18 protein-coding genes are annotated in these 13,311 nt (G+C 32.5%); 10 read left to right on the plus strand and 8 right to left on the minus strand.

All coding sequences use genetic code 11. The features are described 5' to 3' along the window. Positions 1–2 precede the first annotated feature (2 nt). On the plus strand, positions 3–452 hold the full coding sequence (locus Q0975_RS23150; protein ID WP_299441387.1) for a DUF2267 domain-containing protein: 450 nt from the start codon (positions 3–5) through the stop codon (positions 450–452). Between the two features lie 67 nt (positions 453–519). Here the strand turns inward: Q0975_RS23150 and Q0975_RS23155 are convergent, their stop codons facing one another. Beyond that, positions 520–1,158 carry a response regulator transcription factor gene (locus Q0975_RS23155; RefSeq protein ID WP_299441390.1) on the minus strand — a complete coding sequence of 213 codons (639 nt, stop codon included), beginning with the start codon at positions 1,156–1,158 and terminating at the stop codon, positions 520–522. A 321-nt stretch (positions 1,159–1,479) separates the two neighbouring features. Here Q0975_RS23155 and Q0975_RS23160 point away from each other — a divergent pair, with 321 nt between their 5' ends. Next, a complete protein-coding gene (locus Q0975_RS23160; RefSeq protein ID WP_299441393.1) occupies positions 1,480–1,749 on the plus strand; it encodes an acylphosphatase in 270 nt (89 codons plus the stop codon). A 54-nt stretch (positions 1,750–1,803) separates the two neighbouring features. Here Q0975_RS23160 and Q0975_RS23165 read toward each other — a convergent pair whose 3' ends face one another. Beyond that, a complete protein-coding gene (locus Q0975_RS23165; protein ID WP_299441396.1) occupies positions 1,804–2,304 on the minus strand; it encodes a nicotinate-nucleotide adenylyltransferase in 501 nt (166 codons plus the stop codon). A 210-nt stretch (positions 2,305–2,514) separates the two neighbouring features. Here Q0975_RS23165 and Q0975_RS23170 point away from each other — a divergent pair, with 210 nt between their 5' ends. Together Q0975_RS23170 and Q0975_RS23175 are read left to right on the plus strand one after the other, a co-directional pair. Further along, positions 2,515–3,168: a WG repeat-containing protein gene (locus Q0975_RS23170; protein ID WP_299441399.1), complete on the plus strand. Its 654-nt coding sequence runs from the start codon at positions 2,515–2,517 to the stop codon at positions 3,166–3,168. Positions 3,169–3,185: 17 nt separating this feature from the next. Continuing rightward, on the plus strand, positions 3,186–3,944 hold the full coding sequence (locus Q0975_RS23175; RefSeq protein ID WP_299441402.1) for an SDR family oxidoreductase: 759 nt from the start codon (positions 3,186–3,188) through the stop codon (positions 3,942–3,944). A 132-nt stretch (positions 3,945–4,076) separates the two neighbouring features. Here the strand turns inward: Q0975_RS23175 and Q0975_RS23180 are convergent, their stop codons facing one another. The 4 genes from Q0975_RS23180 to Q0975_RS23195 form a co-directional block, all read right to left on the minus strand. Further along, positions 4,077–4,445, minus strand: coding sequence for a spore germination protein GerW family protein (locus Q0975_RS23180; protein ID WP_299441405.1), 369 nt, complete (start codon positions 4,443–4,445; stop codon positions 4,077–4,079). Between the two features lie 11 nt (positions 4,446–4,456). Beyond that, the gene (locus tag Q0975_RS23185) at positions 4,457–4,960 is read right to left on the minus strand and encodes a hypothetical protein (protein ID WP_299441408.1); all 504 of its coding nucleotides are present in this window, start codon (positions 4,958–4,960) and stop codon (positions 4,457–4,459) included. 145 nt (positions 4,961–5,105) lie between these two features. Then, positions 5,106–6,029, minus strand: a complete 924-nt coding sequence (locus Q0975_RS23190; RefSeq protein ID WP_299441412.1) for a hypothetical protein — start codon at positions 6,027–6,029, stop codon at positions 5,106–5,108. 8 nt (positions 6,030–6,037) lie between these two features. Beyond that, a complete protein-coding gene (locus Q0975_RS23195) occupies positions 6,038–6,799 on the minus strand; it encodes an N-acetyltransferase (RefSeq protein ID WP_299441415.1) in 762 nt (253 codons plus the stop codon). A 246-nt stretch (positions 6,800–7,045) separates the two neighbouring features. On the opposite strand from Q0975_RS23195, the gene Q0975_RS23200 reads away from it, so the two are divergent. From Q0975_RS23200 to Q0975_RS23225, 6 genes are all read left to right on the plus strand, one after another. Then, positions 7,046–7,711: a peroxiredoxin gene (locus tag Q0975_RS23200; protein WP_299441418.1), complete on the plus strand. Its 666-nt coding sequence runs from the start codon at positions 7,046–7,048 to the stop codon at positions 7,709–7,711. 137 nt (positions 7,712–7,848) lie between these two features. Next, positions 7,849–9,069, plus strand: a complete 1,221-nt coding sequence (locus Q0975_RS23205; RefSeq protein ID WP_299441421.1) for a sulfite oxidase — start codon at positions 7,849–7,851, stop codon at positions 9,067–9,069. Continuing rightward, entirely contained in the window at positions 9,070–9,543 is a 474-nt protein-coding gene (locus Q0975_RS23210; protein ID WP_299441423.1) for a monoheme cytochrome C, read from the plus strand. Between the two features lie 10 nt (positions 9,544–9,553). Further along, a complete protein-coding gene (locus Q0975_RS23215; protein WP_299441426.1) occupies positions 9,554–10,498 on the plus strand; it encodes a sulfurtransferase in 945 nt (314 codons plus the stop codon). Between the two features lie 2 nt (positions 10,499–10,500). Continuing rightward, complete coding sequence (locus Q0975_RS23220) at positions 10,501–11,382, plus strand: sterol desaturase family protein (protein ID WP_299441429.1); 882 nt, start codon at positions 10,501–10,503, stop codon at positions 11,380–11,382. 115 nt (positions 11,383–11,497) lie between these two features. Continuing rightward, a complete protein-coding gene (locus Q0975_RS23225) occupies positions 11,498–11,962 on the plus strand; it encodes a hypothetical protein (protein WP_299441432.1) in 465 nt (154 codons plus the stop codon). Between the two features lie 13 nt (positions 11,963–11,975). On the opposite strand, the gene Q0975_RS23230 is transcribed toward Q0975_RS23225, so the two are convergent. Both Q0975_RS23230 and raiA read right to left on the minus strand, forming a co-directional pair. Then, positions 11,976–12,368 carry a DUF302 domain-containing protein gene (locus Q0975_RS23230; protein ID WP_299441435.1) on the minus strand — a complete coding sequence of 131 codons (393 nt, stop codon included), beginning with the start codon at positions 12,366–12,368 and terminating at the stop codon, positions 11,976–11,978. 605 nt (positions 12,369–12,973) lie between these two features. Then, positions 12,974–13,276, minus strand: coding sequence for a ribosome-associated translation inhibitor RaiA (gene raiA / locus Q0975_RS23235; RefSeq protein WP_299441438.1), 303 nt, complete (start codon positions 13,274–13,276; stop codon positions 12,974–12,976). Positions 13,277–13,311: the final 35 nt, after the last annotated feature.

Raw genomic sequence — 13,311 nt, forward strand, 5'->3', positions numbered from 1 at the left:
TTATGGCACTTAATTTTAATCGATTCGCAGTAGAAGCTAATACTTTTTTAAAAGATTATGCTAAAGAAATGGACTTGATCGATGATCAAGATAGAGCAGGACGAATTTTATCAGCTGTGTTACACGGATTAAGAGAAATTATCTCTATAGAAGAATCCATACAGTTAATGGCACAATTGCCAATGTTTCTGAAAGCTGTTTATGTAAATGGATGGTCTATTAAGAGAAAAAAGACTCGTGTGAAGCATATGGAAGAATTTATTGATTTAGTGAGGTCTTTTGATGGAGTAACATCTGTGTATGATTTTGAATCCAATGAAATTGCGGAACACTATATCAATACCACATTTTTTGTGTTGAGAAAATATATTTCGCCAGGAGAGATGCAAGACATTCGAGATGAGCTTCCCAAAAATCTTAAGGATATGATTTTTAATAATGTTTTCTTCTAATGGACAACTTCTTTCTGTATGAGTTTTAATGTATAGTTTCTTAACCAAATTAGAAATCTATATTTAATTATGGAGTAAATATGTCATTCCTAATGGCGTAGATTACCATAGCCGTTCTGTTTTTAAGATTTAATTTTTCGAATACAGCATCTCGATACCCTTCAATTGTTTTTGGACTCAGACACATATCGCTTGCAATCTCTTTATAGGTTTTTTCAGTACAGGCCTGTTTAACGAATTCGATTTCACGTTCTTTAAGCACTTTGCTGTTTTTCTCCTTAGCGTATAAAGATTCAAGTAATAAGTTACTGACATTTCTGGTATGGTAGAATCCTGTTTCTTGTACTTCGATAAGCGCTTTTTCTAAAATTCTCTTTTCAGTATCTTTTGGTAAATATCCCTTAGCTCCAGCCCGTAATACGTTAAGAATCTTTTTTGTGTTTCCTTCTGTAGATAAAGCTAGGACATTGACCTGTGGATATTCTTTTTTGAGAAACGATGTCATCTCAATTCCATTCATTCTGGGTAAATTAATATCCATAAGTACGATATCAGGAATATTTTTATCACACTTAAGCTTTAAAATAAGCTCTTCTCCGTTTTTACATAAATACAATACCTTGAACTTGGGAAATCCATTGACCAATTCTGCTAGAGCCTGAGAAAGTAAAATATGGTTTTCTACAATAACAACAGAATATTTCATTTTGTATTATTAGTGTTAGCGATATAGAGAATGTTATTAACTAATGAATTTACCTACATGATTTTATGCGCGTCTGCAATGCCATGAAGCAGGTTAATTTAGAATTTAGGGGTAAGAATCGAATTACTTCCTAAGTTAAAAAAAAAAATCAAATCATTTGAATATTTTTAGAAAAAAAACAATTTACAAAAAGCTTATTTTTTAATAACTGATTTTTATCAATTCAATGAATGTTTAATTGTTTTTTCTAACTTTAAACCTGCTATATGTTGTTGAAAATCAAAATCCAGGACTGAACAAAATAACTATAAATATTTTTTTATGATTAAACACTATAAGATTTCGATAAAAGGAAAAGTTCAAGGAGTCTGGTATCGAAAAAGTACTTTAGAAAAAGCACTAGAATTAAATATCAAAGGAACTGTAAAAAATCGATCAGATGGTAGTGTTTATATTGAAGCAGAAGGAGATGAAAATCAGCTCAAAGCATTTTTAGAATGGTGTGCTGAAGGTCCAAAGTTTGCTGAGGTTTTGGACATTTCTACAGAAGAGGGGATTCCTTTGTTTTATGAATATTTTGAAATTTTATAAAAAGAGGAACTGTTGTAAAACAATTCCTCTTTTGGTTCTTCTTTTTAATAGGGTTTATAAGAATTTACCATCCTCATCGGTTTTTACCCTCATTGTTTTATCACCATTTTCTAATCTTAGTTTATATTTTTTAGTTGTCCCTTTTTTATTGTGGTAATTAACTAAATATACATCTTTGGTAATTGCCCATCCAGGAAATCTTTCCGTTACGGCAGCATAAACTGCTGGAGGTAGATTAGTACCCTTAAATTTTTCAATGGTTCTTAGTACATTTCCGTCTTTGTCATATGCAGCAAGAATTTTTCCTTCAGGGATGTGAAATGATACATAATAAAGATCGTATTCATCCCGATAAAAATCTGAACCTTTAAGGTCATAAGTAGCTACCTTTTTCTCAAGTAATTTTATAGGAACATCAGCTGCTTCTTCATTTACTTCGTTAAGGTATTTGTAGTTCGTTGCAATTACTATAACTTCTTCAAGTTTTTCTACTTTTTGTGCAAAAGAAGGAATGGTCAGCCCGATAACAAATAGACCCAAAATTAATTTTTTCATAATGTTATATTTTTTGTGTTACGCATACCTAACTAACAGTTGTTAGTTGTTGAAGTTAATATATGGTGTTTGAAGCCTTTTTGAAATGATAATTATCATAGATAAAGTATTTTATCAGTAATAATGATAACGGATTTGTATATGATAATTCTCATTTTATACCATTGTAATTGGTGATACATTTAGAGGATAAACCTAAATAAGTAAACAATGAAAAATGTATTTATTTTATTTGTATGTCTTATTGTCTTCCCTAATTTAAGTGTTGGACAGATAATAGAAAATATTGACAAGATCACACCTTTTCATGAAGAATTTGCAGCGGTAAGAAAAGGTAATACCTGGGCTTTTATAAATACCAATGGAGAAATCGTAATAGGTTATAGAGATGACTTAGTTTGGTCTACAGATGTTGATCCAAAATCAAAAAAGAAGAATTTATATAAAGAACCTATATCTTATCCGGCTTTTTATGAAGGACGATGTCTGATTAAACAAATGATCAATGGTATCTATTATTATGGATATATCGATAAAACTGGGAAAACCATTATTGAACCAGAATATATAAATGCTACTCCTTTTGAGAAAGGATATGCCATCGTATTAAAGGTTTCCAAAGAAGAATTAGGGAAAAATGACCTATTGCATAAAAAAGTAGTTTCTTATAGTTATGACGAGGTGGTTATAGACCCTTTGGGCAATATAAAAATGCATTTACAGGGCCCGGAACATCTTGTTTTGACTAAAGAAAAAATGAAATGGCGCCCTGTCATTGAATCATATCTTGTATCTCCTGGTCTTGCTGCTGTAAAGACTAAAAGTAATGGTTGGAAATTGAAACCGATGAGTACTTCTGATTAATATATAGCCATACTAAAATGAATAATCTAAAAAACAAAGTAGCCATAATTACTGGTGGTTCTGGTGGAATAGGAAAAGCGACAGCTAAACTTTTTTTGGAAAACGAAGCAAAAGTAATGTTGGTGGGAAGAACCGAAAGTAAATTAAAAAAAGTAGTAGAAGAGTTTCGTAATACAAATGTAGATTATTGCGTGGCGGATGTTTCTAAATCTGATGATACTAAATTCTATGTATCAGAAACACTGCTAAGATTTGGTGAAATTGATATCTTTTTTAACAATGCAGGAATTGAAGGTACATCTAGATCCATTGCAGAATATACAGAGGATATTTTTGATCAGGTGATAGGAGTAAATCTAAAAGGTGTGTTTCTTGGATGCCAATACGTAATTCCTAAAATGACAGAAGGAGGTAGTGTCATTATTACATCCTCTGTAGCCGGTCTAAAAGGATTTAAAGGATTAGGCGCATATGTTGCCAGTAAACACGGTGTTATTGGGGTTATGAAAGTTGCTGCATTAGAAAATGCAGATCGAAAAGTCAGAGTTAATACGATACATCCAGGACCAGTGAATACTCGAATGATGAGAGCTATCGAAAAAGATATTGCTCCTGATAATCCAGAGGAGGTACAAAAAAGCTTTGAAGCAGATATTCCCTTTGGACGTTATGCAGAAGCTGATGAAATTGCTAACCTGGTTTTATTTCTGGCCTCTGATGAAAGTAAATATATTACGGGAACAATGCAGGTTATTGATGGAGGGATGAATGCCTAGCGATGTTACTATTGTTCTAATAAGAGCTATTTGATTTAAAAATAATACTGGGTAGATTTATCATAAGTCTACTCAGTATTATTTCTCTGAGAAGTAATCAAAAATACGTTGTCCTTCTATTTAATTAAAACCTTACACAGTTTCTTTTTCCTTATTTCTACTTTCTATTACCTTTTCGATAAGGTCAGGTACTTTCTCAAAAGCTGCGGCTAGTCCATGGGTTTTTCCGGCTTCAAGGAAAGAAATTTCTTCTCCCTTACTCACTAAAAAACCAATAGGTTCTATTCCGATACCAGCTCCACCGCCACCGCCTTGTGCTTTGCTTCCTTTTGCTTGTCCGCCTTCACCGGCACCAGAACCAAATCCCATACCTACTTTTATTACTGGCACACATTTGAACTCTCCTAGTTCAAATTGTTCTCCAACAACAGTTTCTGTTTTTGCTTCAGATTTAATAAAATCTGTAATTTTACCTAATAATTCTTCAAAATGTAATTCCATAATATTATTTTTTAAGAGTTGATAAATGATTTAATTATATAAATAGGCCTGTTTTGAATGTACAAGGCCATTTCATTTCTTCCATTAAAATTGATATTAAAACTACCTTTAGTATAATACTTTAAGAATGCGAAAACCGGATATAATTTTGCATTGTAAATACAATCTCCAGTATCTATATCCAAAAGTATTTTTTTCACCTTAAATGAATTCAGTAGTCGTAAACCAGTTCGAATGTTAATTCTATTCTTAGGTTTCTTTGTGCTTTTTTTCTTAACTGTTTTCTTTCTACCTAAACCTACTTTTTTAAGTGGAAAGAAATGAAAATTAAAGAAAAGCATCCTTAGTTTTATTCTTATAACTTCTTCTTTATCTTCTTCAATACTAGCTTTTGCCAAACCTTTTAATTGGATGTAATATTCATTAGTGTTTGTGTCAAGACATATCACAATTGGCAACAATAATATATAGATTGCTATAATAAAAAGTGATATTAAAATAAGGGGTACAGCCATTACGTAAGTTTTGGATAAGAAAATGAAATCAAAAGTGTAAACCTATGATTTTGATCATATTGTGTTTTTTTTTGGAACTTTTTAAAGAAATTTTTAAAGTATAATTGCAATCAAATTTGTTTAGAATTAGAATGTCATTTACATTTTAATATTGGATTTCGTAGTAATTCAATACTCTTATGGCTCTCAACGTATTCCAACGACTGGGTCGTCCTGCTTTTTCCATGTCAAAATGAGTTTGTCCAGGATGTTTAGCTTGTACATTCCAGGTACCATTTTTATTTTGCTTATTCAATAGAGCATCAACAGAAGGTTGCATTCTTTCGTCCCATTCAGTTTTTGAATATTGAAAATAATCCAATGCACTAAGTATATCATACCGCCATCTTCTGGGATAAGACAATCTCAAAAAATCTTTATTAATGATTTCGCCCGTCCTATCTGAAATATACAATTGATGAAGTAGTATAAACTCCTTGGATGATTGTATGGCCTTCTTCACTTCATCTAATCGATATGAATATCCATTATATTCATATTCGGTAAAGCCTTCTAAAACTGAAAGTGTAGTATGCAGAGAACTGTGTCTTGCGCCAGATCGATTTAACCTACAATTGAAACCCCCATCAAGCATTAGTTCTTGTAACTGGCAATCAATTACAGATTTCAAATGATATTCTTCCGTCTTAAAATAACTGGCATAATTTAGAAACATACCATTGATACAGCCATCACTTTTTTTTGCCATCGGATATATCCCTCTATCAGCAGCTTTACATTCTTTTGCGATTTTATCTATAGATTCTTTTATTAGTTGATTATCGGTCGAAACGCATAGGTTTCTGAGATCAATTAGAGTGTAATGCGAAGAGGTCCATTTGGGTTGATAGAAGGCTTTACCCCAATGACCTTTTGAATTTCGTTTGGATAAAAATTGAGCTCCCCAACCTTCTTGATGTATTCTATTTCTTAGATCTTCACGTTCTGTCGATAACACGTCACGATAGGTTTGGTATTGTATAGATACATCTCCTTCTAAAAGCCATTGTATGATTTCTTCATTATTCATTTTGTGTTTTATTGAAGAGTAATGAAACGGTCAAAATATTTTTCATTCAGAATATGCTGAGTTACAAATTTTCCATTATAAAAGATGCTATAAATGGTATGAGGAACGAAATGGTTTTGTGCTTTTTCACGAGTATCCAGCTTCGTAATTTGAAGTTTTATTCCTTTGCTTTCAGCAACTCTTTTTAATTCTACATGTGTGTAATATTCTGTGAATGGACATGCATTTGTGTAATAAACGCTTAATCCATCCTTGATATCACATACCCCATTTTTTGCAATGGTTTTAAATTTTGGTATTGGAGCATTCTTTTTGAATGGTTTGTACCATAATTCAAAATAAGGTTTTGCTGTATCGCACAATTCAAACTCTTGTTTCTGAAAGAACTTCTTTTCAGACATAAAAGGTTGTTTTTTATTTGCAACCACTACTACGATTCCATTCATTTCCTTAGCATCTTGCACGCATTCCTGATACAAAGCTTTACCGTGTCCATGGTTTTTGTATTTACCCGAAACCCAGAAGCAATTGATAAGCATGTAATTGGGTGCATCAATCGGAACCCATCCTTTTTCAGCGGGTGAATATTCAATAAATACTTTTCCTCTTACATCTAGTTTTTTGAATACATAACCCTCTTTAAACTGTTTTTTTAACCATTCTTTTTTTGCATTGTAACCATCCGCACTTTTTTTATCTGAAATTGCACAACAGATGTGCTCTTCAGCAATATTTTCTTCTGTAAGCTGTTTGATGCTGAGTGTTTCCATTTTTATAACTTTTAGATCGTAAATGCCCAAATAAATATACTGCCAAAACCAAATTTAAAAGATGATAATTGTCATTGCGCCAGAGCAACCGAAAAGATAATTTTAGAAGGCTTTTGTTAGAAGAACTACTGAAAGTTTATTATGTAACAAGAGTTACTGTAATTGACATAACCATAAAGTAATTTAGGGGTGTACAAGGAATATCTATTTCTAATTAGTATAACTTTTAAAAAAAATTAAAGAATCATGGAAACAACAGACATAGAAATGAATATCATGCCAAGAATAGGAGATGATGCACCGGATTTTGAAGCGGTAACTACACATGGTAAACTAAGGTTTTCTGAATTTGCTGAAGGAAAGTGGGTAGTATTGTTTTCCCATCCTGCAGATTTTACTCCTGTATGTACTACAGAATTAAGTGGTTTTGCGGAACGTAGTAAAGAATTCGAAAATTTGAATACGAAACTCATTGGATTGAGTATTGACAGTATTCATTCTCATTTGGCTTGGGTAAATAATGTATTGGAGAAAACGAAAGTATATTTAGATTTTCCAATCATAGCCGATATTGATATGAAGGTAGCCAAATTATATGGTATGCTACAACCCAATGAAAGTGAAACAGCAGCTGTAAGAGCCGTATTTTTTATAGATCCATATCAAAAAATTAGACTTATCATGTATTATCCATTAAATGTGGGGCGTAATATGGATGAAATCCTTAGAGCACTGGAAGCGTTACAGATTTCGGATAAATATAAGGTTGCTTTGCCTTTAAATTGGAGAAAAGGAGATAAAGTAATTGTTCCACCACCAAAAACCTTAGCAGAAATGGAAGACAGGATTCGGGACGAATCTTGCGAAAAAGTAGACTTTTATCTGGCCAGAAAAGATTTGAAGTTGGATTGATATTGTTTTTTCGTTTTCACCTTACATAATCTATCTGTTATTTCTTAAAATCTATTATTGTAACTTTTGTTACCGAAACAAGCTTTAAAAAAGTCTAAATTTAAAGATTTTAAGCACTAATTTGTATTTTATTCAAAATGGAAAGACGAGATTTTGTTAAGAAAGCAGCTTTGGGTGTATCGGCTGCAATCGCTGGAGTACATATAGTTTTTGCTGATGTAATGCCTAAAGGATATGAACCTCTGCTACATCAGGATCCAGATCCATTTAAGCTTTTCGGCAAAGATAAAGAGATGGTCGTTCTTAATGATAAGCCATGGAATATTGAGGCTAAAGCTCATTTATTGGATGATAAGGTCACACCTAATAAATATATGTTTGTTAGAAATAATGGTCTCATTCCCGAAAATATTGATGTAAATAGTTGGACGCTTACCATTGACGGAGAATCTGTAAAACAGAAGAAAATATATACACTTTCTGAATTGAAGTCAAAATTCAAACAATATACATATCAACTTACCCTAGAATGTGGAGGTAATGGACGTAGTGAATTTGATCCTCCTGCAAAAGGAAATCAATGGACTGTTGGCGCAGTGTCTTGTGCAGAATGGACAGGAGTTAGGTTAAGAGATGTCTTGGAGGATGCAGGTATAAAAGATACTGCTGTTTATATTGGATATCATGCTGCTGATAGACATTTGAGTGGAGATCCTGATAAGGAACCAATATCACGTGGTGCGCCTATGAGAAAAGCGCTACAGGATGAAACATTATTGGCGTTTAAGATGAATGGAGAGGATATTCCGTTGGCTCATGGATACCCACTACGATTAGTAGCGGGTGGATGGCCAGCTTCGGTTTCAGGTAAATGGGTAAACAGCATCAGCATTCGGGATAAAATACATGACGGCACTAAAATGACAGGCACTGCATATCGAGTTCCCTGTAATCCTGTTGCACCAGGTGAAAAGGTAAAGGATGAGGATATGTGCATTATAGAATCTATGCCAGTGAAATCATTAATAACCTATCCCAAATCAGGAGCAATAATTAATAAAGGGAAAAAATTGAAGATTAGAGGACATGCCTGGGCAGGAGAACTAGAAGTGGCTAAAATGGAATACTCTATTGATTTTGGGAGTACCTGGATGAAATGTTCTGTAGAAAAACCAGCCAATCGATTAGCGTGGCAGCATTTTTCGGCTACAGTTGACTTTCCAAAGAAAGGGTATTATGAAGTATGGGCGAGAGCAACAGATACAAGAAGAGGAAGTCAACCAATGATTTTACCCGGTTGGAACCCAAAAGGATATCTTAATAATGCTTGTCATCGTATTGCTGTAAAAGTTAAGTAAATGGAGAAAGAAGAGCAATTTAGATATCAAGCCAAAATCATTTATCGGCTTATGGTAATCGTTTTTTCTATGGTTGGATTGGTTACCGTTACAGGAATTTATTTAATTACAGATCCCACATTATCAGTGTTTAAGAAAACTACACCAGAATCATTATATATACTAACTGAGGAAGATGAGGAAAGAATAGAGAATGGAATACATCTAAGAACGGGATTAATTGAAGCAGAAGGGTTGATGGAAGTAGTGAACAATTGTACTAATTGTCATTCATCAAAACTGGTCATACAAAATCGAATGAATAAAGAAAGATGGATCGCTACGATACGATGGATGCAGGAAACACAAAACCTTTGGGATCTTGGAGGGAATGAAGACATTATAGTGAGCTATCTTGTTACCAATTATCCTCCTGGTAAAAAAGGAAGAAGAGAAATATTAACCAATATAGAATGGTATGATTTACAGGAATAGTATAATTATTATGTTAGGAGTATTTATACTTTCTTGTAATAAATCTAAAGAAAAAATTCAGGAAAAATTTACTCCTGAAATTGAAATCAATACAAAAAGGTATTATAGTTCGGAACATCTTATTGAAGCAGAAGAGTTGTTTTCACTCTTGGAAAAGGAAAATATAAAAGTAATAGATTTCAGGAAAGAACAGAACTACAATAAAGAACATATTAGTGGTGCTATAAATATTTGGCGAACTGATATTGAAGATAAATCGTACCCTTATAAAGGGATGATGGCCAAAAGGCAACAAATTGAAGCATTATTTAGTAAATTAGGAATTACTAATAAGGACACATTGATACTATATGATGATCGAGGGGCCTGTGATGCAGCTCGTTTATGGTGGGTATTAAAGAATTATGATTTTGAATCTGTAAAACTGTTAAATGGTGGTTTGAAAGCTTGGAAAAAAGTAGAAGGACCTACTAATGATGAAAAAGTATCTACTATTACATCAAATTTTAAACTTCCAGAGGATGGTTCCTTTAGATTATGGATTGGTAAAGAGGAGACTAACAATATACTTACTTCAGGTAAAAATCATATTATTCTAGATACCCGAAATATGGAAGAGTTTAGTGGAGAAAGACAAAAAATTGGAGCAACTAAAGCAGGCAAGATTCCTAATAGTATACTAATTGATTGGGCTGTGGCGATTGATTATAATGGAACACAAAAGTTTAAATCTTTTGATCAATTAGAACAGATATACAGTAGAATGGCAGTGTCAAAAAACGATGCGATAATTACGTATTGTCACAGTGGTGTTCGATCAGCGCATACTACCTTTGTGCTAACTGAGTTGCTCGGGTACAAAAACGTAAAAAACTATGATGGTTCATGGGTAGAATGGAGCTATTTTGATGAGCTACCTTATGAACAAGATAGTGTAACAACAATAAAAAGATAGTTATGGAAAAGTATATCAAAGCATTTACAGATGCTTTTATGAATAATATTGAATGGACCTGGAGCTCCATCGTATTCGATGTTCCTTGGTATACCAATTATTTTTGGGGTCTTATAGTAATTTCCTTGTTTGTTTGGGGATTAGAAATAGCATTTCCCTGGAGAAAAGAACAATCCATTTTTAGAAAAGACTTTTGGTTAGATGGGTTTTATATGTTTTTTAATTTTTTCGTTTTCGCGATTGTAATTAGTGGTTTTTATCAATTATTAGGAGTGTTTTTTGGTGATGTAGGAATTTCGGCAAAAAGTTTAACGGTTATTGATATATCAGCTTTACCAAAATGGGCCCAATTGATTGTCTTTTTTATCATATTGGATTTCGTACAATGGTTTACGCATGTGCTGTTACATAAATATCCATTCCTTTGGAAATTTCATAAGATTCATCATTCTGTTAAAGAAATGGGGTTTGCTGCGCATTTGCGTTACCACTGGATGGAAAATATATTCTATAAACCCTTAAAAACGATTGGAGTGATGATTCTGGGTGGCTTTGAACCGGAACAAGCCTATATAGTACATTTTTTGGCGATAGCGATAGGTCATTTTAATCACGCCAATATTAAGATTACGTGGGGACCACTAAAGTATATTCTTAATAACCCAGTAATGCATCTATATCATCATTCGTATGTGTTACCTAAAGATTCTTATGGGGTGAATTTCGGTATTAGTTTGAGTCTTTGGGATTATGTTTTCAAAACGAATTATATCCCCGAAGATAGTGGTACTATTGAAATTGGTTTTCCAGGAGAAGAGAAAGTGCCTAAAAGCTTTTTTGGTCAACTTATTTACGGTTTTGGAAAATCGAAACAACAAAAATAATATAGAAATATACCAACTTTTATAATCTTCTTCGTACTTATACATCAGTGACGAATGTCATTGGTATTTGCTCTATTCTGACTTAACTTGAAAGTAGTAAACAAATTCAGAAAAGATGAAAAAATATAAGTTTTATATAGGATTCCTTATAGTAGCAAGTTTATTTGTATTAGAAAGTTGTGGGCCGGTTATTATCTCATCAAGATCCGATACTCCACCACCGCCTTGGTTTTATCCTAACAGGGTAGAAATGGTGCGTTATGTATATTTTCCTGATTATATGATTTATTATGATTTATCTTTAAGAAATTATAGATATCTGGATAATGGCATGTGGATAACGGTTAGTGTACTTCCTCCTAGATATAATAACATTAACTTAAGAAGATCGCGTTATGTAAGAATACGGGATTATTATGGCGATAATATCCGAAGTTATCATAGAGATAATAGAAGTAGATATAACAGAAGCAGAACCACAAGGAGTAGAAGTACGACAACCAGAAATCGAGGAACAAGAACCAATAATACAACAAGAAGTAGAAGTACTAGAAGCAGGGATACAACAAGGGTATATTAATAGGAAATGTTTTTTAGTCTAAATTTTTTATGACTCTTTTTAGCTTGCCTTTTATTTCTTTAGCTATTCCAGCTAAATTTTTATTCTCTACAGAAACCATAGAGGCTGCAGGATCTACTGCTGATATTTCTATTGTTCCCTTTTCTTTTTCCTGCACAATCACATTACAGGGAAGCATAGTACCAATTTTATCCTCTGCTTGTAGTGCTTCATAAGCAAAAGGAGGATTACAAGCTCCCAAAATCATATAATTATAAAAATCGACATTCAGTTTTTTCTTTAATGTAGCTTTCATGTCTATTTCTGTTAAAACTCCAAAGCCTTCATTTTTAAGTTCATGTGTAACTCTTGCAATGGCTTTTTCGAAAGTTGTGTTTTTAAGGGATTTATTAAGATAATATTTCATTTCTAGAGTGTTTAATGATTTGATAAGCTAGATCAATGTAATTGTTTTTAGAGTAAAATGAAATGATAAATATCACGGATGAGACTTGTAATTAAGCTTCTAGATATTTTTTATAAAAACAGAAACAGGTAAGCGTAAACTTACCTGTTTCCAACAAAGAAATTAATTCTATTTTTCGATACGATTACCTTCAATGTTCCATTTATTACTAAATATCGAAATCAGGTTATTTTCCTGAAAGAATGTCGTCAATTTCTCCGTTTAAGTTGCTGCTGTCTTGCAACAATAGCAACCTGTTCTTTTGCTATGAAAGATAGAAAAAGAGATGCCGAAGTATCCCTGTTTCATAAAAGATATTAAGAATATGATCAAACTATAATTGAATCCTAAAACGACACCTCATTACTAAAGTGATTCTAGAGCTTACCATACAGTTTGAAAATATCTCTAATATCTTCTAAGGGTTTTTATCATATTGCTACAATAAAATAACCTGTTTTTTAACTAATCATTATACTAAAGAACTATTATTTAACTACCATACGAAAGTAGCTCGTTTGGTGATCATTAAATATGACAAATATCAGTTTTTAGATTTTTTAACTTTAAATATAAGGTTTCATTTCCTGTTTTCTTTTTTTGAGTTGTTTCTCCAGATCACTAAGAGTTTCTTTAACAGCTAACTCGTAATTTTTTTCATTGGAGGTTGCATATATTTTAGGACCGGGTAAACTCAATTCCATATCACAGATTTTTCCGTTTCCTTTGGGGTCTTTTTCTTTCTTAAAAAACACATCCGATTTGATAATCCAATCATATTTTTTATATAATTTTTCTAATTTTTCCTGTACATAACCCTCCATGTATTCGCTTGTTGGCATTTGTACGAATTGAATGTTTATTGTCATTATTATATCATTTTAAATCTACCTCAAAAATAGAA

Origin of the sequence: uncultured Aquimarina sp., assembly GCF_947500065.1 — a bacterium.
Lineage (GTDB): Bacteria > Bacteroidota > Bacteroidia > Flavobacteriales > Flavobacteriaceae > Aquimarina.

Bases quoted from the DNA above. Each gene is read 5' to 3' on its own strand.
- Q0975_RS23150 (WP_299441387.1), top strand. From the start codon at position 3: ATGGCACTTAATTTTAATCGATTCGCAGTAGAAGCTAATACTTTTTTA.
- Q0975_RS23155 (WP_299441390.1), bottom strand. From the start codon at position 1,158: ATGAAATATTCTGTTGTTATTGTAGAAAACCATATTTTACTTTCTCAG.
- Q0975_RS23160 (WP_299441393.1), top strand. From the start codon at position 1,480: ATGATTAAACACTATAAGATTTCGATAAAAGGAAAAGTTCAAGGAGTC.
- Q0975_RS23165 (WP_299441396.1), bottom strand. From the start codon at position 2,304: ATGAAAAAATTAATTTTGGGTCTATTTGTTATCGGGCTGACCATTCCT.
- Q0975_RS23170 (WP_299441399.1), top strand. From the start codon at position 2,515: ATGAAAAATGTATTTATTTTATTTGTATGTCTTATTGTCTTCCCTAAT.
- Q0975_RS23175 (WP_299441402.1), top strand. From the start codon at position 3,186: ATGAATAATCTAAAAAACAAAGTAGCCATAATTACTGGTGGTTCTGGT.
- Q0975_RS23180 (WP_299441405.1), bottom strand. From the start codon at position 4,445: ATGGAATTACATTTTGAAGAATTATTAGGTAAAATTACAGATTTTATT.
- Q0975_RS23185 (WP_299441408.1), bottom strand. From the start codon at position 4,960: ATGGCTGTACCCCTTATTTTAATATCACTTTTTATTATAGCAATCTAT.
- Q0975_RS23190 (WP_299441412.1), bottom strand. From the start codon at position 6,029: ATGAATAATGAAGAAATCATACAATGGCTTTTAGAAGGAGATGTATCT.
- Q0975_RS23195 (WP_299441415.1), bottom strand. From the start codon at position 6,799: ATGGAAACACTCAGCATCAAACAGCTTACAGAAGAAAATATTGCTGAA.
- Q0975_RS23200 (WP_299441418.1), top strand. From the start codon at position 7,046: ATGGAAACAACAGACATAGAAATGAATATCATGCCAAGAATAGGAGAT.
- Q0975_RS23205 (WP_299441421.1), top strand. From the start codon at position 7,849: ATGGAAAGACGAGATTTTGTTAAGAAAGCAGCTTTGGGTGTATCGGCT.
- Q0975_RS23210 (WP_299441423.1), top strand. From the start codon at position 9,070: ATGGAGAAAGAAGAGCAATTTAGATATCAAGCCAAAATCATTTATCGG.
- Q0975_RS23215 (WP_299441426.1), top strand. From the start codon at position 9,554: ATGTTAGGAGTATTTATACTTTCTTGTAATAAATCTAAAGAAAAAATT.
- Q0975_RS23220 (WP_299441429.1), top strand. From the start codon at position 10,501: ATGGAAAAGTATATCAAAGCATTTACAGATGCTTTTATGAATAATATT.
- Q0975_RS23225 (WP_299441432.1), top strand. From the start codon at position 11,498: ATGAAAAAATATAAGTTTTATATAGGATTCCTTATAGTAGCAAGTTTA.
- Q0975_RS23230 (WP_299441435.1), bottom strand. From the start codon at position 12,368: ATGAAATATTATCTTAATAAATCCCTTAAAAACACAACTTTCGAAAAA.
- raiA (WP_299441438.1), bottom strand. From the start codon at position 13,276: ATGACAATAAACATTCAATTCGTACAAATGCCAACAAGCGAATACATG.